The 21,977-nt window shown below is 40.7% G+C and carries 19 protein-coding genes; 10 read left to right on the plus strand and 9 right to left on the minus strand.

Features of this window, described 5'->3' with window-relative positions; genetic code table 11:
• The first annotated feature begins 150 nt into the window (after positions 1 to 150).
• From UB51_RS10050 to UB51_RS10060, 3 genes are all read left to right on the plus strand, one after another.
• The gene (locus UB51_RS10050) at positions 151 to 1,317 is read left to right on the plus strand and encodes an MFS transporter (protein ID WP_044877184.1); all 1,167 of its coding nucleotides are present in this window, start codon (positions 151 to 153) and stop codon (positions 1,315 to 1,317) included.
• Between the two features lie 113 nt (positions 1,318 to 1,430).
• Complete coding sequence (locus tag UB51_RS10055) at positions 1,431 to 2,120, plus strand: helix-turn-helix domain-containing protein (protein WP_044876000.1); 690 nt, start codon at positions 1,431 to 1,433, stop codon at positions 2,118 to 2,120.
• A complete protein-coding gene (locus tag UB51_RS10060) occupies positions 2,054 to 2,995 on the plus strand; it encodes an IS3 family transposase (protein ID WP_267884751.1) in 942 nt (313 codons plus the stop codon). The genes UB51_RS10055 and UB51_RS10060 overlap by 67 nt, the downstream gene beginning before the upstream one ends.
• A gap of 157 nt (positions 2,996 to 3,152) precedes the next feature.
• Here UB51_RS10060 and UB51_RS10065 read toward each other — a convergent pair whose 3' ends face one another.
• The 8 genes from UB51_RS10065 to UB51_RS10100 form a co-directional block, all read right to left on the minus strand.
• Positions 3,153 to 4,562 (minus strand): sensor histidine kinase, encoded by a 1,410-nt coding sequence (locus tag UB51_RS10065; RefSeq protein WP_044877185.1) that lies wholly within the window; start codon positions 4,560 to 4,562, stop codon positions 3,153 to 3,155.
• A gap of 3 nt (positions 4,563 to 4,565) precedes the next feature.
• Positions 4,566 to 5,276: a response regulator transcription factor gene (locus UB51_RS10070; RefSeq protein ID WP_044877186.1), complete on the minus strand. Its 711-nt coding sequence runs from the start codon at positions 5,274 to 5,276 to the stop codon at positions 4,566 to 4,568.
• 300 nt (positions 5,277 to 5,576) lie between these two features.
• The gene (locus tag UB51_RS10075) at positions 5,577 to 5,930 is read right to left on the minus strand and encodes a YxeA family protein (RefSeq protein ID WP_044877187.1); all 354 of its coding nucleotides are present in this window, start codon (positions 5,928 to 5,930) and stop codon (positions 5,577 to 5,579) included.
• A gap of 20 nt (positions 5,931 to 5,950) precedes the next feature.
• Positions 5,951 to 7,882, minus strand: a complete 1,932-nt coding sequence (locus UB51_RS10080; RefSeq protein WP_044877188.1) for an FtsX-like permease family protein — start codon at positions 7,880 to 7,882, stop codon at positions 5,951 to 5,953.
• Positions 7,869 to 8,636 (minus strand): ABC transporter ATP-binding protein, encoded by a 768-nt coding sequence (locus UB51_RS10085; RefSeq protein WP_044877189.1) that lies wholly within the window; start codon positions 8,634 to 8,636, stop codon positions 7,869 to 7,871. Before UB51_RS10085 ends, UB51_RS10080 begins: the two co-directional genes overlap by 14 nt.
• A gap of 242 nt (positions 8,637 to 8,878) precedes the next feature.
• Positions 8,879 to 9,949 (minus strand): ABC transporter ATP-binding protein, encoded by a 1,071-nt coding sequence (locus tag UB51_RS10090; RefSeq protein ID WP_044877190.1) that lies wholly within the window; start codon positions 9,947 to 9,949, stop codon positions 8,879 to 8,881.
• A gap of 262 nt (positions 9,950 to 10,211) precedes the next feature.
• Complete coding sequence (locus UB51_RS10095; RefSeq protein ID WP_052675848.1) at positions 10,212 to 10,940, minus strand: hypothetical protein; 729 nt, start codon at positions 10,938 to 10,940, stop codon at positions 10,212 to 10,214.
• A 40-nt stretch (positions 10,941 to 10,980) separates the two neighbouring features.
• The gene (locus UB51_RS10100; protein ID WP_044877191.1) at positions 10,981 to 11,433 is read right to left on the minus strand and encodes a flavodoxin; all 453 of its coding nucleotides are present in this window, start codon (positions 11,431 to 11,433) and stop codon (positions 10,981 to 10,983) included.
• A gap of 264 nt (positions 11,434 to 11,697) precedes the next feature.
• Here UB51_RS10100 and UB51_RS10105 point away from each other — a divergent pair, with 264 nt between their 5' ends.
• The 7 genes from UB51_RS10105 to UB51_RS10135 all read left to right on the plus strand — a co-directional run bounded on the left by UB51_RS10105 (position 11,698) and on the right by UB51_RS10135 (position 20,422).
• The gene (locus UB51_RS10105) at positions 11,698 to 12,531 is read left to right on the plus strand and encodes a YihY/virulence factor BrkB family protein (protein WP_044877192.1); all 834 of its coding nucleotides are present in this window, start codon (positions 11,698 to 11,700) and stop codon (positions 12,529 to 12,531) included.
• Between the two features lie 589 nt (positions 12,532 to 13,120).
• Positions 13,121 to 14,017 carry a carbohydrate ABC transporter permease gene (locus tag UB51_RS10110; RefSeq protein ID WP_144406995.1) on the plus strand — a complete coding sequence of 299 codons (897 nt, stop codon included), beginning with the start codon at positions 13,121 to 13,123 and terminating at the stop codon, positions 14,015 to 14,017.
• Positions 14,014 to 14,895 carry a carbohydrate ABC transporter permease gene (locus tag UB51_RS10115; protein WP_044877193.1) on the plus strand — a complete coding sequence of 294 codons (882 nt, stop codon included), beginning with the start codon at positions 14,014 to 14,016 and terminating at the stop codon, positions 14,893 to 14,895. The genes UB51_RS10110 and UB51_RS10115 overlap by 4 nt, the downstream gene beginning before the upstream one ends.
• Before the next feature lie 46 nt (positions 14,896 to 14,941).
• The gene (locus tag UB51_RS10120; protein WP_044877194.1) at positions 14,942 to 16,336 is read left to right on the plus strand and encodes an ABC transporter substrate-binding protein; all 1,395 of its coding nucleotides are present in this window, start codon (positions 14,942 to 14,944) and stop codon (positions 16,334 to 16,336) included.
• A gap of 721 nt (positions 16,337 to 17,057) precedes the next feature.
• A complete protein-coding gene (locus UB51_RS10125; protein ID WP_044877195.1) occupies positions 17,058 to 18,065 on the plus strand; it encodes a LacI family DNA-binding transcriptional regulator in 1,008 nt (335 codons plus the stop codon).
• 44 nt (positions 18,066 to 18,109) lie between these two features.
• Positions 18,110 to 19,099 carry an N-acetylglucosamine kinase gene (locus UB51_RS10130; protein ID WP_044877196.1) on the plus strand — a complete coding sequence of 330 codons (990 nt, stop codon included), beginning with the start codon at positions 18,110 to 18,112 and terminating at the stop codon, positions 19,097 to 19,099.
• A gap of 12 nt (positions 19,100 to 19,111) precedes the next feature.
• A complete protein-coding gene (locus tag UB51_RS10135; protein ID WP_044877197.1) occupies positions 19,112 to 20,422 on the plus strand; it encodes a 6-phospho-beta-glucosidase in 1,311 nt (436 codons plus the stop codon).
• Positions 20,423 to 20,596: 174 nt separating this feature from the next.
• On the opposite strand, the gene UB51_RS10140 is transcribed toward UB51_RS10135, so the two are convergent.
• Positions 20,597 to 21,826: a family 8 glycosyl hydrolase gene (locus UB51_RS10140; RefSeq protein WP_044877198.1), complete on the minus strand. Its 1,230-nt coding sequence runs from the start codon at positions 21,824 to 21,826 to the stop codon at positions 20,597 to 20,599.
• Positions 21,827 to 21,977 lie beyond the last annotated feature (151 nt).

Below are 21,977 nucleotides of genomic sequence, written 5' to 3' on the forward strand. Positions count from 1 at the left end.
TACAATGTGGCTTGGAGATTCATTAGGGTAATAACAATGGAGGATCTACCTCACGCTTCATATATCATGCTTCATGAATCTAATGAAGCATGATACAATAACAAGGCTGTAATAGACAACTGACGTCAAATATGTAAAGGACACAAATTCATGAATTCAGCAGCACCCTTAAGAATGTTTAATCTTTTGTACTTTGCTCTGCTTGCCTTATTTATTCCCTTCCTTCCGGTCTTTTTAGATGATCAAGGATTGAGCCCCTCACAAATCGGATTCATTGTAGGTACAGGAGGTTTCATTACGATCCTCGCTCAGCCTCTATGGGGGATGATCAGTGATCGAACCAAAACCATTCGTAAAGTGGTCTTGTTTCTACTTGTAGGTGCTACTATAGCCGGTTATTTCTTATTTAACTCCACAAGCTATGGAATGCTTATTTTGTTTGCTATGCTGGTGTATTTCTTCCTGATGCCAATCGATCCGCTCACAGAAAGTTTGAACTTTCGTGTATCTGAGGGAATGGGCATTAGCTATGGTTCCATTCGTACATACGGAGCACTCGGTTATGGCGTGATGTCGCTTATTACCGGTTACTTTATGTCTTATTTCGGAGCTTACAGCTTAGCATTGCTCTTTGCTGGTATTGGGATCTGCTGCTTTATCATTAATCTTCGAATTCCGGATGCGCCGGTCACTGCCAAACCGGTAACGGTAGACGGTCTCAAGAATTTCTTGAGTAATCGCGAAACGCTACTGTTTCTAGTACTCGTATTCATAAGCTCCGTTCCAGCTCGTATGAATGACACTTTTCTTGGTGTGTACATCCGTGAGCTTGGAGGAAGTACCGAGCTGGTCGGACAATCCTTTTTTCTAGCAGCAGGTAGCGAAATTATCGTATTCGCTCTAAGCTTCTGGTGGCTACGCCCAGGTAAAGAACTCTTGATCGTCTCCATTTCTGGCGCTTTTTACTTTATGCGCTTCTTTCTCTCAGCTTGGATTACCGATCCACATTTACTAGCCTACATACAGGTTCTTCAACTGCTTACCTTTCCGGTGTTCTATTCAGCAGCTATTCAATACCTGTACCGTATCGTACCTGAGGAATGGCGTGCCACTGGTCAAACGGTGCTGGCGTTATTATTCTTCGGTGTATCCAGCATCATCGCCTCTTATGTTGGTGGGGCCGTGTATGAAGCCTTTGGTGGCAAAACGCTGTATTTGTCCCTCTCAGCCATGTCTTTTGTAGGGATGTTATTCGGATTACTCTTGTATCGGATATATGGTAAAAGGCATTCTGATCAATCCATTTCAGCCGAATAAGTACTCTTCATAAAATACATCGAAAAAAGCAGGTTGAACTTGATACGCTCCCATCATAGTAGACAGTAGAAAAAAACAAACCTTCTACTACTACAATGATGGGAGTTTTTCTAATGTCTAAAAGAAGTCCTACTTCTTTAGAAGTAAAATTACACGCCGTTCAGCGGTGTCTTGGGCATAAGTCAAATCCAAACTATGAAGCAAAACAGCTCGGGGTAAGTAAGGGAACCGTCACGGATTGGATAAGAAAATATAAGGCAGATGGTTTGGAAGGGCTAAAGGAATCAAAGACATGGAAAACATACTCAAAGAAAGCGAAGCTTGCTGCTATTAAAGAGTTATTGTCTGGTCATTACTCCTTATCAGCGGTAACAAAAAAGTACCATATTTCAAGTACAAGTGTCCTGAGGAATTGGATTTCCAAGTATACTAGTGAGATAGAATTGAAACCTACTCGTAAAGGAAAGGGACTATCTCATATGAATAATGGACGTAAAACATCTTTTGAAGAACGCATTGAAATTGCACAATATACCATCGCTAATGATTTGGATTATCAGAAAGCGATCGCAAAGTACGATGTATCCTATCAGCAAGTGTACGCATGGGTTCGGAAATATCAAGGAGGCAGTGAGGATGCTCTCAAGGACAATCGCGGTCGCAAAAAGCCTGTAGAGGAACTAGATGAGCATGAACGTCTTAAGCTACGGATCAAGCAATTAGAAGCTCGGAACGAATACCTGGAGATGGAGAACTCCTTCGCAAAAAAGTTGGCACAGATCAAGCAACGAAATACACGCTAACCCTCGTTCGACAAGTAGACTTGTATCATGCGATTCAAGAACTGAACAAAGAAAAAGGTTACGCAATTACGAAGTTGTGTGCGTTAGCAGGGGTTGCTCGATCTGCCTATTACAAGTGGTTAAACTGGACGCCATCTGCCAGGGAACTTGAAATTCATGCGCTAGCTAAAGAAGTGAAGCTTCGTTATGACAAGCGAAAAGGGATACTTGGGTATCGTCAAATGCGTACTCAGCTAAACCGAAAACTCAAAAAGACTTACAACAAAAAACGCTATTATCGAATCATGCGTGCTCTTGGACTCAAAGCAGTCATCCGTAGGGAACGGCCGAGCTACGTGAAAGCCTCTGAAATCCATGTCGTTGAAAATGTAATGAAACGTAACTTTGATGCCAATTCTCCTAATTCAAAGTGGTGTACGGATGTCACCGAGTTGAAGTATGGGAATGGTCGCAAGGCCTATTTAAGCGCTATTATCGATGTATACGATAACGCCATTGTTTCATGGGTATTAAGCCATTCCAACAACAATAAACTCGTGATGGATACGCTGAAGAAGGCTTACAAGAAGAATCCCAGTGTAACCCCACTCCTCCAAAGCGACAGAGGCTTCCAGTACACATCTCATGAGTATAATCGACTCCACGTAAAATATGGATATATGAAAAGCATGTCTCGTGTGAGCCGATGCTTGGACAACCAACCTATTGAACGATTTTGGGGTACTTACAAATCAGAAAGCTATTATCTTACAAAGTTTCACACCTATGAAGACGTCTTTAAAGACGTTAGCGAATATATTCGCTATTACAACAACTACCGCTATACAGAGTGTTTGGGTGGTTTGTCACCTAATGAATACCGCCGAACTGTATAACAAAAAACCTCAGCTCTGTTCAAACCAGCCGAGGAATCGAGGTCTAACTATTTTTGTTTTTTACACTGTCCACTTGACAGGGAGCACTTCAACTATCGCCTGCTTTTTTTGATATTAAATGGAACAATACATGATTCGATTTGCTCCTACGCTTCTTTTATAATACGATTTCAATCGTTGTTCCGTAACCCACTATACTGTTGATTTTAATTTCTCCATTGTGTACCCGAATAACATCATTTGCAATAGCCATACCAAGACCGGAGCCTTTATGTAACTCCCCGGTGTTTGTTCCCCGATAATACCGATCAAAAATTCTTTCCAACTCTTTTTTCTGTATGCCTTTTCCATCATCTTGAATGATGATGTGTATCTGTTCCTTCTTTTCAATACGGACAACAATATTTACATTGCTATCATTATGAACAATCGCGTTATAGATCAGATTACTTATTGCTCTCCGAATGAAGATCTCATCAACATCTATTGCAATCGTTTCTTGATCACACTGAAATTCAATGTGTCTATCGGAATACTTGGCGTCATTCAAAATATCAATCACCATATTCCGCAGAAGAGTCACCATATTAACCGTCTTTTTATTTAAAGACAATTCTTTGTTTTTCAATCTTGTAGATAAGTTTAAATCCTCGATAACCTCATTCATATATAGTGATTTACTCTCAATGATTTCAGCATATTCCATCATTTCTTCTATTGAAAATTGATATTCTGCATCTTTCATCATTTCGGCATAACCTAAGATGGAAGCTAACGGCGTTTTAATATCATGAGAGATATTCGAAATCCACTCTTCCTTCATTTTATCCAGTTTTTTTCGCTCATTTTCGCTCACTCTTAGCTCATTTGACAAATAATTAACATTGTAAAAAACTTCTTTGTAGATTCCTTTAGGTTCATAATTTATATTGTATTCTTTATTGGCCAACCTTTTGATCCCGTCAATCAACGAGTTTAATGGCTTGGTAAGCCTTTTACTGAATAAATATCCGATCAATAAAGCAATAAATCCATCAATAATTATAAAAATGAGGCTGCCTACTTTGAACATATGGAAGATGTTCCGATAATCATATGACAAGACATATTTACCGATATTAGGATCTTCAATTCCAATAAAAAAACTGTAGTTTTTTTGATTCATTTCTTTTCCACTTACAAAAACGGTGGTTTGTCCATCAATTTCCTTATATTTGTACATTTGAATCGCTTCTAATGGCGTATATTTTTTCTTTATCTCTTCTGGCAATCTATAACCGTATATTTCCTTGCCGTTTTCGTCTAATATTTGTATCCAGGCCTTATTGGCTTCAAGCTCTTTTTTTCCTTTTTCGGTGATTGTCACCTGATTATTAGCCATCGCTATATAATGACGGAACCCTGTCGTAAATGCTTCTGCAGATATCTCTCTAGTTTGAAAAGAAGGCTTCTGAGATACAGCCTGGGCGACGAGCAAACCCAATACAATCACAATATTTATAATAAGCACTAGTATGACTACCAACACAACGGATAATAAATATCTTCCAGTTAACCACCATTTCATGGATTATTCGTCCCTTATAACAAGTTTATATCCTAAGCCTTTTACTGTAATTAGATATTGAGGGTTTGAAGGCTGTTCCTCAATTTTCTCCCTTAATCTCCGAATGTGTACCATAACCGTATTATCAAAGCCTATAAAATCTTCCCCCCACACATGGTCGCAGAGGCTTTCTTTGCTAATAATTCGATTCGCGTTCTTAAGAAGATACGATATCAAGCCAAGTTCTTTTGGCCTTAGTTCAATGTTTTCACCATTCTTTTTTAATTCTGCCCTTTGTTCATTTAATTCGAAGGGACCTGCTTTCAATAGAGTGTCTTCTTCCTTATCAGCCTGGATATAATCAGCTCTACGTAATTGTGCTTTTACACGATAAGCCACTTCTTTGGGGCTAAATGGCTTTACAATATAGTCATCACCACCAATAGCAAATCCTAAAATTTTGTCAATTTCCTCTGTTTTTGCGGATAAGAACAGAATGGGTACGTTAGAGATACTTCTGATTTGTTTACAAACGTCATAACCTTCTCCATCAGGCAGCATAATATCCAGCAACACAATATCAGGCTTTTTTTGCTGGAATTGTATAAATCCGTCACTCACTGTTGTTGAAGTATAGATATTATCTATTCCTTCTTTTGTTAAAACTGTTTTTAAAATTCTTAAAATGTCTTCTTCATCATCTATAATTAATACCTTAGTATTTTTTAGTGACATGTCATAACTCCTTCGCCCAAATTCCTCTGTGTTAGTAAGTATATAGCATAGATACGTCAGTTTAAACCATAAAATTCGAAATGACAGCACGTTTTAGATGTTGTTTCATAATGAAAAAAGACTTAGTTATCTTTAATCGATAACTAAGTCCTTCACTTTTAACTATGCTTCGCTATAGAGTGAATTTCATTTTATTATTTTTCTGACTCTTCCATTTTTCCCATATGTCATGAATCGCCAGTGCCAAACCGCGAATAATATCTAATGAAATAATTCTTTCTTTTTGATAAATGGATGGATTCACTTTAATTTTTCCTTAGCTTTGTTAGAAATGTCTTCTATTTTCACTTCTTTATAGGACTTGACTTTTTTATCGTCTTTCACAAATAAATTTAAATAAGCTTCCTCACGAAGTTGCTTGTTACTTGTAAAAGTAAATGTTTGTTCTATTCCATCTTCATTAAAGGCAGGTAAGGTGTATTCATAAGTTACGAATTTCTCACCACTATCTGATTTGCTTTCTATCTTCTCACCCATCCCTTTAATTTGAACATAATAATTGTCTGTACCTATTCTGTTTAGATTCACATTTTGCATAAAAATGAAAGCGCCAAGCACCACTACAAGAAATACAACTAGGATTACCTTTTTCATTGTTTGTCTCCTTCACTATACTATTTTGTTTTCGTCACTGTTTTGTAGTAAGCATTTACTGTTACAAAGTAATACACGATGTAAATACATGTGTACACTCCCATACAGATCATCACTGGAATAACTAAGCTGATTTGTAACAATCTCGATAAAGCGGTTAGTGCCACTGCACAATGGGCTATTCCTGCAAGCAAAGGCAAACCAAAGATGAATAACATTTGTTTGGCAATAGCTAATCGTACTTCCTTTTTATTCACACCGATTTTGTGTAAAATTTCATAACGCTCTTTATCTGAGTTCGCTTCTGTTAATTGTTTGAAGTAGATAATGCTTCCTGTAGCAGTAAGGAATACTAACCCTAAAAACCCGCCCATGAAAATCATTAAGCCTGTTGATTCTAAACCGGCAGCATAATCTGCATAGAAGCTAGAAAGCCTTGCTTTATCCGGCATAATCGCTCGAATGTCTTTTGTTAATTGCTCAGCATCATCTTCATTTGTGATTTTATACAAGTCCATATTTTCTCGTTTTATTTCTTTTTCTAAACCCGAAAACAACTCATCACTGACAACAATAGCAGTACCTGCAGTGTAATGATTGAGGATATTATACTTCTTCAAATTCTTAAATGTAATATTCTCATCACGGTCATTTACCTTTACAGAAATCGTTGAACCGACATACTCAGGCGACATCCCTTTCGTGTACGCGGCATCTAATACTGCTGCTTCATTTGCTTTTAGTGAAAGCACATCATTTCTTCCTTGCACTTTAGCTATTTTATTAAAATCACGGTTTGAAACCACAGTATAGATCATTTCATCAATATAGAATTTACTATCTAGATTGGTTACGTCTGCCTCTATTTGAAGTGTCGAAATCGCCTCATGATAGATCATGTCATGGTTTTTACTGTTTGAAATCATATCATTTACTTTGTTTGCTACGTTGTTATCTCCCGCAATAAACATTATGCTGCTCGGGTCAGCCATCTCCACATTACTTCTGTTGTTGTAATACAAACTATAAGCTGTTCCAACGGCTGTTAATGTCGTTGCACTTAACACTGCGATAATTGTCAGTGTACGTGCATTACCTTTGATCCTAAATAGAAGCTGAGATGTCCCGATTAAGTTAATTCCGTTCCAATATTTCTTTTTATTCTTTCTTGAAACCTTTAATAAATAAACAGTTAAACTACTAAATAAGAGATACGTACCTAGTATCACTGTAATTAAAATGACGAGCGGAGTAACCATGAACCCCATTGTTCTCCATATCTCTGAATCTAGCGCGTTCTGTAACGCGAGCCAATAACCGATTCCGATTAATATAATGGATAGCAGAGCTATGATAAAAGAGGTTTTTGGTTCTTGGTCACCTTCTTTATCTGCATGAAATAGTTCAATTAATTTAAAACGGTAAATTAATCGATATCCTTGAAACGATGTAATGAGCGTAATAATAGTAAATACAATAATCGTGTTCATGATCGCTTCTAATGAAATGGTGAAATTCGCAATGGCATCATAACCCATGATCTTCATTAAAATCACCACAAAAAACTTCGACAATACAGAACCCAACAGAATTCCCACAATAAGAGCCAAACATCCCATGATGAAGTTTTCATAAAAAAGCATGCGACCTATTTGCTTCTTACGTACACCGAGTAGAGAGTACAGTCCAACTTCTTTTTTACGTTTCCGTGTAAAGAAGGAATTGGAATACCAAATAAAAACAGCTACGAAAATGATTAAAACGACGGCCGCCCCGCTAAATACGGAGTTGATTTTTGGGGATGTGTCAGAAGTCGCCTGAATCGTCTGATCATACTTCAATGACACGAATACAAAGTAAATCACAATGCTAAATATCATCGATGCAAAGTATAGAAAATAGTTACTGAAATTTTGCCGGATCGTTTTTCTAGCAATGCTAAATAACGTCATGATCTCCACCTCCGAGCGAAGCGAGGATATCTAATATTTTGCGAAAGAACTCCTTGCGTAGCATCTGTCCTTTATGAATTTCTGTAAAAAGGCTGCCATCTTTAATGAATAGCACTCGTTTACAGAAGCTTGCTGCATATACATCGTGAGTTACCATCATAATGGTTGATTTGTTATTTTCGTTTAATGTGCTTAAACTTTCGAGTAAATTTGTAGCAGATTTCGAATCCAGTGCACCTGTCGGCTCATCAGCTAGAATTAAGCTTGGATTTGCAACAATCGCACGAGAAGCTGCTGTTCGTTGTTTTTGACCACCTGATATATGGTAGGGATATTTATTTAGAATTTCCCGAATCCCAAATGTATCAGCCACTACATTGACGCGTTCCTCGATTTCCTTTGCAGGTACCTTGGACAAGGCAAGCGGAAGCACAATGTTTTCTTTTACTGTTAACGTATCAAGTAAGTTGTAATCTTGGAAAATAAAGCCCAGCTTGTTGCGGCGGAAATCTGACAATTGCGCCTCTGTCATTTGGATAATATTCTGATCATCGATAATGATATCGCCTGATGAGGGCATATCAATGGTTGATAAAATATTGAGTAATGTTGATTTTCCGGCACCCGATGGGCCCATGATCCCAACAAATTCACCTTCTTGAATCTCTAAATTAATATCTTCCAACGCTTTGTATACATTGCCTTTGACACCAAATGCTTTTTGCACATTTATCGCTTGTAAAATTGGTTTCATGTAATTGTAATACCTCCTGTTAAAGCTATTATAATCCTCAAGCCTTACACCCCATTAATTTAAACCTTACATAAACCTTAAAACTATGTAAGCCTAAAATAGTTAATGGAATGACTTCATCCAAACTAGCATTCACGCCTGAAACAAATATAAAACCTAAATATGCGTCAAGCCGTATAAACGGCCTGACGCATATTTAGGTTCGTTGCTCTTATTTATATTTATTTACCCGCTACTAACGGTTACACCTCATATTGTTCAACCATCACAGGTTGTTCATATACACCGGGCAAGACACGTCTTTTGTTCTTCACAGCCTCAGGTGGTTCTACTGCTGGAGCCATCGGATGTAAGAGCCATGATTTCACAAAGTGAGTGTCTGAAACTTTAAACAGAGGAGCTTCTCTTTCCGAGTCTATCTTCATAGCATAAGCACTCCGTAAGGCAAACGCATCTCCTTTAGGAGGCTTAATAAGATCCGGTGGCGTTCCTGGAATCGCTGTCAGCATCTCTCCGCTATTACTATCCAGACTAGGCATAGATGCCAATAATCCCCATGTATAGGGATGTCTTGGATCATAGAAGATTTCCTCTACTGTACCTGTCTCCACAATTTGTCCCGCATACATAACCGCTACACGATCTGCCATTTTGGCAACAACGCCAAGGTCATGTGTAATGAAAATAATTGATGTTTTAATTTTTTGTTGCAAATCCTTCATCAGTTCCAGAATTTGCGCCTGTATCGTTACATCCAGTGCCGTAGTTGGTTCATCGGCGATCAAGAGCTTGGGATTAGCTGCAAGCGCCATTGCAATCACGACCCGTTGGCGCATACCGCCACTGAATTCATGTGGATATTGATTATAGCGTTCTTCAGGTCTGGGAATACCCACAAGAGTAAGCAATTCTACAGCCCGCTTGTGCGCTTTATCTTTTGACATTTTCTCGTGTTTAAATAGGACCTCTGTAATTTGATGCCCTACTTTCATCGTAGGATTGAGCGATGTCATTGGGTCTTGTGAGATTAGTCCAATCTCTTTTCCCCGAATCTTCTGCATTTGCTTCTCAGTTTTTGAGATTAGTTCCTGACCATCAAATATAATTTGACCACTATTATAAATACCTGGTGGTGTTGGAATTAGCTTCATTACGGATTGAGAAGTTACACTTTTTCCTGATCCTGATTCACCTACTATTGCCAACGTCTCACCCTTATCAACATGAAAACTGACTCCACGGATGGCTTGTACCACTCCACCATGAGTCTTAAATGACACTGCTAAATTCTTTACTTCCAGAAGATGTTTCATTCTATCACTCTCATCCTAAGTATTTTTTTAGTCACAGCATACACCTATCTGATTATATATAAATGAATTCATATCACCTATACTCAACATCGGTAGTCAAAATTTATCTATAATGAGCATGACTGTGGCTTGTTTAGAAACTATTCTATAGTCTACATTATAACAGTTCTACACACCATCACAACAAATACAAAAAAAGGAAGACACGAAATCACTTAAAGTCATTTCATTTCATCCCCTCTATTACAAGTCTTTCATTTCATCATGAAAATTGATTACGTGGATGACCCACATCAGATGAACGAGAGTCTTTACGTCTTTTACACTCGCATTCTATATTCAACTCCGCACTCCGTGTATTCACTCCTGCGAGTAGTGAAACATAATCTAACGACTCATGTAATGCAAGACTCCCTTTAGGAAATAAGTGTTTGCGTCCTGTTAGCAATGTATATACTTCTATTTCTTCCGCAGGGCCACCAAATGCGTAGTGGCATAGAACGTTAGCCATATGCGCAAAAGCCTGAATAACACCTGGGTCATCATCCACCAAAAATTTCTGTATCAACATACCGCCTGAGGAATCTTCATCCTGCCACACCATTTGAAAGATCATAGACAGCTTGAGGTCTAACTCCGGCACAACCGTGTACCATTGTTCATATAACATGACTGGGACCTTGTCTATACGACCAGAACTCACCACTCTCGTCAGTTCTTCCACGATTTTATTGTGAACACTCCAATAATGCATTGGGTGATCGAAATCATCTGTTTTTCGTGGCCAACGCCGTTCAATCAGATATTGCATTGGAATTTCTTTACGTACATGAGGGGCAAGTGTATAGAAATCGTTAAGTGCATGACCTACAGCATACTGTGCGCGATGGCGCCAGTTCAGGTTCTGTGTCGAGCAAGTACATTTGTGAATGCTCTCGTATCTAATCATTTCTTCAATCTCATAGTCATGTATCTGGCTACGATTAACCATAAGTGTTGTGAGCCCTTTGCCATCCTGCGTTATCATATCTTTAAGAAACGGTCATACAAGCGTCGGCAAAATTTTTACCAAATACTCGGCATGCATCTTGCTCTTCCTTACTTGGACCGTATTCGATTTTAAGGCTTTCTTGAACTACAACCGCATGACATTCTTTTAGTTTATTCTCTAACACATCTACAGCCCCACAATAAATGCTATAAGTAGTATCTCCACTACCAAAAACGGCTGCTCTGCTACCGTTCAAATCAACCTCATCCATTTCTTCAGTGAAATCGAGAAATTCATCTGGCAACTCGCCATCTCCCCATGTATACGCTCCAAGCAGATAGCCATCATAAGAAAGTAACTGTACCGCATTGCAATCATCAACACATTTCACATCAACACTTGACCCCGTTTGACGGATCCCATCTGCAATAAGTTCAGCAATTTCCTCCGTATTTCCAGTCAAACTTGCATAGATTATAATAATCTTCGCCATATTCTCCCCTTCTCCTCCAATGATTTTCTATTTCACCGATTATAATTGATAATGATTATCAATGTCAATTATTCGTAAGACAGATCTTCACCAGGAGTGAGTGACAATACTTTAATATGGGGACAAATGATAGTATATAATAGAGTGATTAGGCATACTTTTTAACTTTAGAGAACATAGTGATTCTAAATCTATAGAACAACCGTTTTATTAACTGATTCACTAGTACAGAAATCACGTTATTGTATTCAAATGGGAGGTACCATGGAGAGGGCTAAAACTGTGAGGTTGATAGGTTTTTTCAAACAATTATACAAAAAGGTCAGGGATGACGATGTGCAAGCCATCAGCGCCCAGTTGACCTATTATTTAATTCTTTCCTTCTTTCCTTTTCTAATCTTTATTATGACACTAATAGGCTATGCGAATGTCTCCATGGAAGAAAGGGTAAGCAGCTTAAGTGATATTATGCCTGCGGAAGCGGTCTCTATTGTTGAGGAAATTCTCAAAGAAGTTTCTCAAGGCAGAAGTCAGACTCTACTCTCATTTGGTATGCTTGCCACCTTATGGGCAGCTTCTAGAGGAATCAATGCCATCATCAAAGGACTTAATAAAGCTTACGATATTGAGGAGAATAGATCGTTTTGGAAGGTTCGAGGAATCTCTTTACTAGCCACATTTGTACTAGGCATCGTCATTCTACTTAGTGTGCTTCTACTCGTCTTTGGAGGATGGGTCGGGGATCAGCTCTTTGTTCTACTAAACTACCCAACTGGCTTTCGGGAGGCTTGGGGATTGCTTCAATATATCGTGCCCCTTCTAGTCATGACCACCGTATTTACGCTACTGTACTTCATTGCTCCGAATCGCAAGATGACGTTTAAGGAAGTGCTACCCGGTGCTATTTTTGCTACTGTTGGATGGATCACGACATCGGTATTATTCTCAACTTATGTGAACCGATTTGGGGATCTCACAAGAACATATGGAAGCTTAGGCGGTGTAATGGTTCTATTAATCTGGTTGTATATCAGTTCAATCATTATATTGATCGGTGGAGAAATTAATGCCATTTTAGTGAATCGAAGAGCACATTGATTCATAATCCCTGCCGATAAATGAAAGATACTCCGATAGTAGCTATACTCGTGTCACCATCACTAAATCTAAAGCAAAACCTTACTTCAATAAACCGAAATTAAGCCGTTAGATAAAAACGAGATGGTAAGCTAAATTTGGAAAAATATAAAGGCAGCCTCTGAGAAGTTTATAGATGTTTAAACTTTTGAGACTGCCTTTTATGATATTTAAATTACTTCGTTGTCGTCAATGATCTAGATACAGCCCAGCGGATCAAGCTCTATTTCTTCCCCAGACAATGGATAAGCGAAGTCGATGTCGAGATATGTGTGATATACATGTCATATATAGTTTGAATATAGGGTTATAATTAACACATCAATTAAATATAATGTTATATTTAATGACAGAAAGCGTTTGCAAAAAAAGTGTTGATTATTTATAAACCATCCTCTATGATATTGTCATTAGGCTGGATCCAAAAATTAATGCACTCTAACTTTGTAGCATAATAATACTCTAGACCCTAAGTTTATCAGGTATTTCTATGCCATAAAGTTTAAGCGCTTTAACTTATATATAACATAGTAGAGAGGTTGGTGTTTCAGTGATTCATCGCGAAAGCCGGCGACAAACGTTTTATATGTATATGTTCATTTTACCATGGCTTCTCGGCTTCCTCGTATTTGCTTTGTATCCTATCTTATCATCGCTTTATTACAGCTTCACGGACTACGACATCATCCATCCACCTAAATTTGTTGGACTAGCGAATTACAATGAAATGCTGAACAGTGAGCTCTTCTGGAAATCTGTGGCGGTAACGCTGAAATATACCTTCATTAGTGTACCCATTCAGCTGTTACTCGCACTGGGTTTCGCACTCCTACTCAACCAGAAGATACCATTCCGCGGGTTTTTCCGGACATCCATGTACTTTCCAAGTATGGTGTCAGGTGTAGCAATGTCCCTCCTGTGGTACTGGATCTTCAACCCGCAAATCGGATTGTTCAACTACATGCTCTCTTGGATCGGAATTTCCGGTCCGGCATGGCTCATGAGTCCAGGCACAGCTCTGTACGCACTCATTATTATGTCCTTCTGGACAGCAGGCTCCGGTATGATTCTATTTCTTGCCGGTTTGCAAGGTGTTCCGGGTAGTCTTATCGAGGCTGCAAAACTTGATGGCGCCGGACGCTTCAATGTCTTCTTGCATGTGACGCTACCCATGATCTCACCCATACTCCTCTTCCAATTCATCATTGGCATCATTGAGTCCTTCCAAGTGTTTACCCAAGCATTTGTTATGACGCAAGGTGGTCCAAACTACTCTACCTACTTCTATGTCTACAACTTGTATACAAGCGCATTTAAAGAATACCGAGCAGGCTACTCGTCAGCTCTCGCCTGGGTTTTACTAATTGTTGTTATGATATTTACGGCACTCATTATGAAATTCTCCAACCGTTATGTTCATTATGAAGGGGGGGACGGGAACCGATGAGTACTCTTCCTTCAATAAGCAGCCCAGACTCACGACCTTCACGGCGTAAGCGCCATATTGATCCGGTTCGTATACTTAGTTTTATTACTTTGATTGTGACAACGATCCTAATGATACTGCCCCTGTTCTTCATGTTATCTACGTCACTGAAGTCGAAGCGCGAATTGCTAAAGTTCCCTCCGACATTTCTACCCGAAACTTGGCAGTGGAGCAACTACAAGGACATTTTTGAAACACTGAATTTCGGCACTATGTATATGAATAGCATAATTATTGGTGTACTTACTGTATTTGGCACCCTACTCTCGTCCTCGCTCGCAGCATATGGTTTCGCCAGATATCGGGGTAAAGGCAACAATCTACTATTTATGCTCCTTCTAAGCACTATGATGCTACCGTATCCAGCCATTATGATCCCACAATTTATCATGTTCTCGAAAATGAACTGGATTGATACGTTCCTACCACTCATTGTACCTGCATTCTTTGGCTCAGCGTATAACATCTTTCTGCTTCGCCAATTTTTCTCTACGCTCCCGAATGAATTATTCGACGCAGGTCGTATGGATGGCTGCAGTGAACTCCGCATGTGGCGCAAGATTGCCTTACCACTGTCTGGACCCGCTCTAGCAACGGTCGCCATTTTTGCTTTCATTTACAGCTGGAACGACCTGCTTACTCCGGTGCTCTACTTGAGCTCCTCTGATAAGTTCACACTTCCAGTAGGGATGTCATCCTTAACCTCATCCAGATTCAGAATACCACCTTGGCATTTGTTAATGGTCGCCTCTGTACTGGCTATGCTACCTATTGTCGCCCTGTTCGCCTTAGCTCAACGACGGTTCGTAGAAGGCATTGTGCTAACGGGTATCAAGTAATTCAATCTACGAAAATCACTTGAAACGATATGGAGGAATGAAACATATGAAGAAGAACAGGAAACGGCAAACAGGTTCATTATTACTTGCAGCGTTGATGTTTATCGTACTAACATTATCCGCATGCAGCGGAGGTAAATCAGCAGGTGACGTCGCTCCCGGCGCAGATACAGCGACCGACTCCAATAATTCAGGCAAGGATGGGCAGGTTACCATTACTCATTATACAATTGACTCGGAAGATCGGACGTTTATTGAGAAGCTAATCCCTGACTTTGAGTCTAAGCATCCCAACATTAAGATAAAAATCGACAAAGCCCCTTATGAACAGTTTGACAGTAAGTTGCAGACATTGATTGCTGGCAACAAGTCACCTGACGTTACAAGCCACTATGGCTATGGCGGATTCGCAGAATATTACAACAAAGGTATGCTACTAGATATGACTGATCTGATTAAAGAAGACGGCTTCAAATCATCAGATTATAACATTCCCGAGAATCTGATGAAGATTTACACCGTCAAAGATCATACCTACGGTATTCCGGTCAACATGTATGTCACGCTCATGCTCTACAACAAAGACATGTTTGATGAGGCACAGCTTGCATACCCAACTAGTGATTACGAGGATAAGAGCTGGACTTTTGAAAAAATGGTTGAAGATGCGAAGAAAATGACCGTTGTTTCCAAGGATATCGGCAAAACACAGTATGGAGTGGACTTCACCTGGTCCGAACGCGATATGCGTCCACTATACTTTGGTGCCCAGCCATATTCAGATGATACATGGACCAACGGCGGTGTGCCATCAGCAACCCATTTTGACTCCCCAGAAGTCATGGACGCTTACAACAAGCTGTTCGGGCTGGTTCTGAAAGAAAAAGTAGCTCCGACTACTATCTGGAGCAAGAGTGTAGCTGGTCAGAACGGCGATCCATTTGTAGCAGGCAAGATTGGTATGTCCGTTAGCGGATCATGGAGCCTCGCTGGTTCAAATGATTTTCCTTTCAAAGTTGGTGTAGCTGCTGTGCCTTGGGGTGGTAACGATAAAGTGCGCAGTACGCTTTACGTCGATCCACTGCTGATTCTGAAAGATTCCAAGCATCCGAAGGAAGCCTTTGAATGGATTAAATATCTAGTGACCACGGAAGTTCAGGAGAAATCTATTGATTTAAGTGGGGGTAATCCACCCGTAAACGCCGTTGCTGCCGAAACCTACTATAAGCATTTTGAAGGTATCGATCCTGATGACGTACGTAAAGTGTATGAGGGCGGCGTGAAATACGGCTTTGAGTCCTTCAATCATTTAATTACGAATTACTCACAAATCAATGACATGTTTATCAATGAAATGCAGCCCATTGAAAATGGAGACAAAACGGTAGAGGAAGTCATGCCGACGATCCAAAAGAAAGTTACAGATATTCTTAAACGCTAACCACCAAAGAAACCGCCTATGAGGTGGTTTCTTTGCATGAAATCACGATTTTCAAAATGTCGGAATGTGAAATCATATTGAAGCCACTTTAATTTAATTTGAAACAATATCCAAATATACAGAAAATGATGTTAACATCCACAAATATGGAATCAATCATTCCTTTCGATTCATTAAAAGTTATATCAAAAGAAGCACTTCACATATAAAAGGGGTTGATTATTTATACATCATCCTCTATGATGTTGTTATAATGCCGGACTCCAAAGTTAAAGCACTTTAACTTTTCAACATAATATTACTTTAAATCTTATGTTCTTCAGGTTTATTATATCCTAAAGTTTAAGCGCTTTAACTTATAGCATACAGAAAGGTAGGTGTATCCGCGAACCATTGCTAAGGCCGGCGGTAAACACTTTACATGCACTTGTTCTTATCAACATGGCTTCTTGGTCTCCTGATATTTCTTTCTACCCTAGTTATATACTAGCTTCACGCAACTACGATCAATATGATGTAGCACAATAAAAACAGCAACACAAATTAGTATGAAATAAAACCGACGACTCAAGGAGAAATCAAGTCTAGTCCGCCATGTACCGCCCAAGCAAAAGTGCTGCCCAGCCCGAAAATAAGCTTTGGCAGGTCTTCCCTACTACATGTATACTAAGGTTAGTTAATTATCATGTACGGAATGTGGATTGCGAGGGGGAATGGCGAAATGAAAGTTAATATATTTGACGTAGCAAAAAAATCTGGGTTGTCTGTGGTAACCGTCTCACGAGTCCTGAACGGTGCCGAATCGGTACGCGAGAAAAACCGGCAGAAAGTTCTTGATGCTATAAAAGAACTAGACTATCGTCCCAATGCTGCCGCACGCAGTCTAGCCCGAGGCAAGACGGGTATCATCGGCTTAATTATAACCACCCTGCACGATTCATTCTTTGATGCGATCGTCAAGGAAGTGAACGACCTACTTGCACTGCACGGCTATTTTCTCGCTGTTTCAGTATCGTCAGCTGGCATCGCTTCGGACGAGAGCCATTATCTGATTCAGGAAGACCGTGTTGATGGGCTGATCCTTCTCTCTCCATTAGAAGAAGACAGCTATATCGTCGAGTTGAAGCGGCGCAATATTCCTTATGTGCTCATCGACCATCAAAAGCCCGAGAATGATAGCTTTTCGATTACGGTAGACAATGTCAAAGGCGGTTACGCTGCTACACGCCACCTTCTTGAATTGGGTCACACCTCAATCGCGCATCTGTGCGGAGATGAGATGTTCCGCAGTACACGTGAGCGTCGTAGCGGCTTCTTAAAGGCTCTCAATGAGCAGGGGCTTGCCCCTTTTGAAATCTTGTATGGGGAATATGAGATCGAATTTGGCTATCAATCTTGCCGCAAATGGATAAGCTCAGGATCGCTTCCAACAGCAGTCTTCGCTGGTGACGACTTCATTGCGCTCGGTGTCGTTAATGCATTGCTTGAAGCAGGGATACGTATTCCAGAACAGGTAGCCGTTGTTGGTTATGATGGACAGGATATTGCTTCTAAGCTTCATCCTTATATAACCACAATCCGCCAGCCGGGAGAGCGGATCGGAATGGCCGCCGTGGATATGCTGCTGAAACGTATTGACGGTACAATGAAGCGAGGATCCTGCATAAGGCTTGATCCCGAACTGCTTGTCCGTGAGTCTACGGTTTCCCTACAACCACCCGGTCATTGAATTATACTAGACAAATATCTGATGAATATAGGAGTGACTACCATATGACTTACTACTTAGGAATTGACGGAGGAGGAACCAAGACATACGCGCTTCTGACTGACGAGTCCGGCTATGTACTCGGCAAAGGTAAGAGCGGTAACGGCAATCACCAGACTAACGCATCCCATGCTGCACGAAATATCCAAAGCGCCGCAACCGATGCCATTGCACAAGCTGGTTTACGTCAGGAAGATGTGAAACACGCCTACTTCGGTCTTGCAGGAGCTGACCGAGAAGCAGATTACCGTATTTTACGTCCCATGATTCGTGACATTGGATTTACGAATTATAGCATTAATTGCGACACCATGATCGGCCTACGGGCGGGTACCAATCACTCTTATGGGGTTTCCCTCATTTGCGGTACCGGTACGAATTCAGCGGGACGCAACCTTCAAGGTAAACATTATCAATGCGGTGGTTTTGATTATATGTATGGCGACTTCGGCGGTGGTGGTTCGTTAAATATTGAAGTATTCCGCTCAGTCATCCGTTCATGGGATGGACGTGAACAACCTACACTACTCACGGATTCACTCCTTCGCATGCTTGGACATGAGAATGTGGAGAATATGTTTACCGATTTCATGGACAACGGTCATCGTGTACCTGTCGATGCTGCCAGACTGCTGTTTGAAGCGGCAGCACTGAATGATGCTGTATCATTGGATATTTTACGACACCAAGGTGAAGAGCTGGGCAAGTCGGCTGCTGCCGTCATACACAAGCTTGGGATGGAGAAAGATACGTTCGACGTGGTTCTCGCTGGAAGTATGCTGACACGAGGCGATCGTGGTTGGATTCGAGGTCCAATTGAAAACGCTGTACATACGGCGGCTCCACTGGCCTCAATCGTGACGCTTACGACGGAGCCCGTTGTTGGCGCAGTATGGTCCGCCATGGAAGAAGATGGATTAACCATTTCCACAGAAACATATGAAAGAATGCGTTCATACCGTGAATATGAAGAAATCAAACAAACTATACGATAGGATGGGGAAACTATGACACAAGTACAAGGATTAAAAATTGCTGTAATTGGTGGAGGATCTTCGTATACACCTGAATTGGTTGAAGGATTTATACGTTACTATGAGGAGCTTCCAGTTCGTGAACTATGGCTGGTCGATATTGAAGCTGGTCTGCACAAGCTGAATATTGTTGGTAATCTAGCTAAACGAATGGTTGAGAAATCTGGACTTCCAATAGAAGTTCATTTAACAACAGACCGTCGCCAAGCAATTAAAGGTGCAGACTTTGTTAGCACTCAAATGCGTGTAGGTATGTTAGAAGCTCGTGGGCACGATGAATCTATTCCATTGAAATATGGAGTCATCGGTCAGGAAACAACAGGTCCTGGTGGCATGATGAAAGCACTACGGACCATTCCTGTACTCCTAGATGTATGCCGTGATATTGAGGAGTTGGCTCCAAACGCATGGCTACTGAACTTTACCAATCCAGCGGGTATGGTTACAGAGGCTGTTCTGAAATATTCGAACGTCCGCAGCATCGGTTTGTGCAACGCGCCAATCGGATTAATCAAGCAGACTTCCGCTAAATACAATGTACCTGCAGACCGCATTTATGCGGAGTTCGTTGGGTTGAATCATCTTCACTGGATCACACGTATTGATGTTGAGGGCGAAGATAAACTGGACGAAATGCTTGCAGACACTACTAGCTACAGTGCTAAGAACGTACCTGCACGTGAATGGGATCCTGAGTTTCTGAAATCACTCCGCGCATTGCCATCTTATTACTTGAAATACTTCTACATGACAGATGCCATGCTTGAAGAGCAGCAAGAATCCGTCAAAACGGCTGGCAATCGTGCCGAGGTCGTGAAGCGTGTAGAAGCGGAACTATTCGAACTCTATAAAGATGTTGAATTGAAAGATAAGCCGAAACAATTAGAGCAACGCGGCGGGGCCTTCTACTCAGAAGCTGCCATTAATCTGATGCGCTCTCTTTACAACGGCACTAACGATATTCAGACATTGAATGTAGCCAACAATGGTACGCTTGACTTCCTACCCGATAACGCTAGCATTGAAGTCAACTGTCTGGTTACCAAGAACGGCCCGCTTCCGCTTCCACTGACTAAGATTCCACGTTCAGCTGTTGGACTTATTCATGCCGTCAAAACCTACGAACAGCTTGCCATTGAAGCTGCCGTAACTGGCGACCGTGGCCTGGCTCTTCAAGCTCTAGTACATCACCCACTTGTTCCTTCAGTGGATGTAGCAATCAAGATGCTGGATGAAATGCTCGAAGCAAATAAACAATATTTACCACAGTTTTTCAAGAATTAGTCTCTACACAATAGCAAACAGCCCCATCTATTGGGGCTGTTTTTAATTATCAATCCCTTAAATTCGTTCATTCACACACATTTAACACGTATAATATGACTCCATAAAAAGGATAGATCCGCTAATTTTACATTAGCGGATCTATCCTTTTTTAAATATTATTTTCTATGCCTGTTAATATGCCCACCAGTTACCGGACATGACCATCATAGAGAAGAACTTGATGCTGTCCTCATAGTAACCTTCGTTAGAACTGTTAGCTGCTTTATTCCATACAGCATTTAGCCAACTTTGGTTGGAAGACGATGTCATCGCACTCACTCCAAAGGGAGCATAGAATGCGCCACTGTCGTACGAACCCGTTGCCGTCCCGTTCAGCTTATAGCCATCTTTGACGTTGCTCGGGTTACTGCTTACTTTACCTTTGATCCACGTGTTCATTTGGTTCAGTTGAGTCAGCGCACGGTTGTCACCTGTCATTAGATAGTCTGTCGTAATCCGCCAAGGGATACGGCAGGAGTTATAACCATAATAAGCATCACTAGCAGCTTCGAGGAATCCTTCAGGAGCAGGTTTGTAGACTCCCCCAGATAAGACAACGAAATCAGGAAGTAAGCCTGTACTTGAGCTATATCCAGTGTGGAGGGAATTAATAATGGTGTATGTTTTATCGATGACGTTATTCCACTTATTATCCCCTGTTGCTTGTTGAAAAGCCTTCATATGCTGCAGCATGAAGTCCGAAGGACGCGTAGCTCCGTCATACTTCCCTGACGTTGCCCAGTCACCCAGACGAAGGGTCCAACGGGACTGATCGACATCACTTTGCATGATCGCATTAATGATATTTTTACCTGCTTGCAGGTAATTAATGGAACCACTACTTCCCCACTGTTTGTCAGCCAACAGAAGTGAGTAAGCAATATCCATATCTCCATCAGTTGCAGAGTTAGCGCCTTCGATATTCTGGAAGCTACTGTTCTGTTTCCAGGCCATCAAATATGGGTTATTATTACTCGGGTGAGCCTGATAATATTTATAAAGTCCATCAAAATAGCTCTGGGCACTACTGTCATGTCCAGCCATCATTACCGAGGCCAACATACCATAACCATGTGCTTCAGAAACCGTATTTCCGTTAGACTGGTATTTCACATAATATTTACCGGTTCCAGCTGGCTTCAAATAAGCTGCTTTCCAGCTATCCCATTTCGATTTGACCGCATTATCCATCGTACTTTGCGTAGCATTACTCGGCTTAATCGTACCGCTAGTGTAGGTGGTGTGTTGAGGAAATGGTTTGTTAGGTGATGCGAACGCGAAACCTGCTGGGACCATAAGAAAAGCGAGACAGCATAACATTACGGCTTTGCTGCTAAAGCTAAATTTCTTATTTTTGCTCATCAACGTACGCTCCTTTGGGAATCGATTTTTGGTAGAATTAGAGTACAGGTATTGGTCATTTCCGACAAAGATTCCGTTCTACCTTGCAGCTTATCCGCCTTCTAAAATTAAATCTATCAACCCTCCTTTTTAAGTTTAAGCGCTTAAACTT

Origin of the sequence: Paenibacillus sp. IHBB 10380, from assembly GCF_000949425.1 — a bacterium.
Classification (GTDB): Bacteria; Bacillota; Bacilli; order Paenibacillales; family Paenibacillaceae; genus Paenibacillus_AQ.